The 1,923-nt window shown below is 58.1% G+C and carries 2 protein-coding genes; both read right to left on the bottom strand.

Annotated features, from left to right (window positions below; all coding sequences use genetic code 11):
• Window positions 1-64 precede the first annotated feature (64 nt).
• Entirely contained in the window at window positions 65-1,771 is a 1,707-nt protein-coding gene (locus tag ACMHYJ_RS16825) for an IS1634 family transposase (RefSeq protein WP_414247304.1), read from the bottom strand.
• Window positions 1,719-1,923 (bottom strand): hypothetical protein (locus ACMHYJ_RS16820; RefSeq protein ID WP_414247303.1); only part of this gene is annotated, 205 nt, incomplete at its 5' end. The genes ACMHYJ_RS16825 and ACMHYJ_RS16820, both read right to left, overlap by 53 nt.

Genomic DNA, 1,923 nt, shown 5'->3' with positions numbered 1-1,923 from the left:
CCAGAGTTCGACAGTTAAAAACGCAAGCTATTGATTTTTAAGAGTTCTGTTTTAAACTGCACCACTACAAATTCACGAATCCAACCTCAGCAGTGGGTTTCTTGACCTTCAAGCTGGCGAGCACCGCCGCCTGCTCAGCCTCTATGGTGGAAATCCCCGTCACTGGCGCTTGGCCATCGAAGGTGACCTTGTGGGTCTGGATGCGCCGCAACACAGACAAGGCGCGTACCGGGGATAGGATCTCGTGTACCGGATTCTCGCGCAGTCGCGTCCGCATGACGCGAGCCAGCACCAAGGCGATAAAGCAGATATAGGCATGTGCCCGGATGCGCTCGGGCATCCGGTGGTACACCGGCCCGATCTCAATATCGGACTTGAGCATCTTGAAGCCACGCTCGATATCGGCCAGGGATTTGTAGCGGGCAACGACCTCGACGGCGCTCAGATCCGGCGTATTGGTCACCAGCAGCAGCTTGCCGTCCATGGCGCGGGCCAGCGCCAGGGCTTTCTGGTCGATGTCATAGGTGAACAGTTCGCTTTTCAGGTCTACCTTGACGATGCGCCGCAGGCGCTGCTCACACACTTCGTGATAGAAGCGCGCCCGCACGCCGCCGTCCGAGAGCTTGCGACCGCGACTGCGTTTTCCTTCATCCTGGGAATCAAGCTTACCCACCCATTGCGCGGCCTGGACTTCCAGCGCTGCAATGGCGGCATCACGCTGCGCTGTCTGTTCGGCGGCCCGGCGTTGATCGTGCGCGACGACCAGACGCAGATCGTTCCATTTTTCTTCACCGACCACTTCGGATTCGTCCGCGCTGTGTACGTGCTGATTGAACGGTGCGAGCAAGTCGGCAAACTCGTTATAGCGTCGGCCCGGCACCGCCAGGATAAACTCCAGCGGTGCCCCCGAAGGCAGCACAATTTTTTGCAACTGCTCCAAGTTATCCAGCGAGAGCAGGCCCCGATCCGCCACGGCAATCACCCGCTTGATCGGGAAGCGCTCCAGCACCTTGAGTAAGGACGCCTTCAGGGTGCCGACCTCGGCCGTATTGCCGGGGAAGACTTCGTGATGCAGCGGAATACCTTCAGCGGTTTGCACCAGGCCCAGCATGAACTGGCGCGCGATGGTGGATTCCTTGGACTTGCCGAATTGACGGACATCGTCGACTTGTTCCGAGAGCCCTTCGGCCCGGATGGTGGTCATGTCGTAGAAGACGACTGAAAGGTCTTCATTGACCAACGGGCGCACGGCGTCGGCCAGCACTTCGTCAACGAGCTCCCGATGCTCAAGCAGCGCATCCATGGCGCGTAGCAACTGCTGATGGTTGATGGATTCCAGATTCATATCAGGCAGGCTGACGGTCTTGACCCAGCGCAGCGCCCCCAGCTTGGAGTCGGCGTCACACAAGCGGTTGAACACCATCAAGCGCAGCAGGGCTTCCAGATCAATGCGGTGGCGGCTTCGTTGCTGCAGAACCTTGCGCAGGCGATCCAGGCCGAGCTGCTTCCAGATCACCGTGAGCGCCCAGACGTCACCCAGGGCCCGGGCAGACTCGAACTGGGCGGTGTCCAGCACGCCGGACACCGCGCCAGCCTGCTGTCCGGTCGCTTGAAGCAGCGCGGCCATCATGGCGTGGGCCTGGCTGGCGCTGTCATCGAGTCGCCCCAAATTGGCGATGACGCGTTGACGAGGCTTGCCCTCATCATTGCGATAGGACTCAGCCAGTTGGACGTAGCGCTTGCCGCCAGAGCGGGTGATTTTGATGTACATGCGAGAATTCTAATACAAAACTTATAATATGCCAGTACATTAAGAATTCAAATTGCCAGTACAAATGAACTTTATCAAGAATGAAAACCATTGATTTATAAGGTGAACAGCCAAAGAAAACCGCCCGTAGGCGGTGAAGTGTTGAAGTCAGG

The sequence above is a fragment of the Castellaniella hirudinis genome, assembly GCF_047468865.1.
Classification (GTDB): Bacteria; Pseudomonadota; Gammaproteobacteria; order Burkholderiales; family Burkholderiaceae_B; genus Castellaniella; species Castellaniella hirudinis_A.
This window is presented reverse-complemented; position numbering and strand designations above follow the sequence as displayed.

Bases quoted from the DNA above. Each gene is read 5' to 3' on its own strand.
- ACMHYJ_RS16825 (WP_414247304.1), bottom strand. From the start codon at position 1,771: ATGTACATCAAAATCACCCGCTCTGGCGGCAAGCGCTACGTCCAACTG.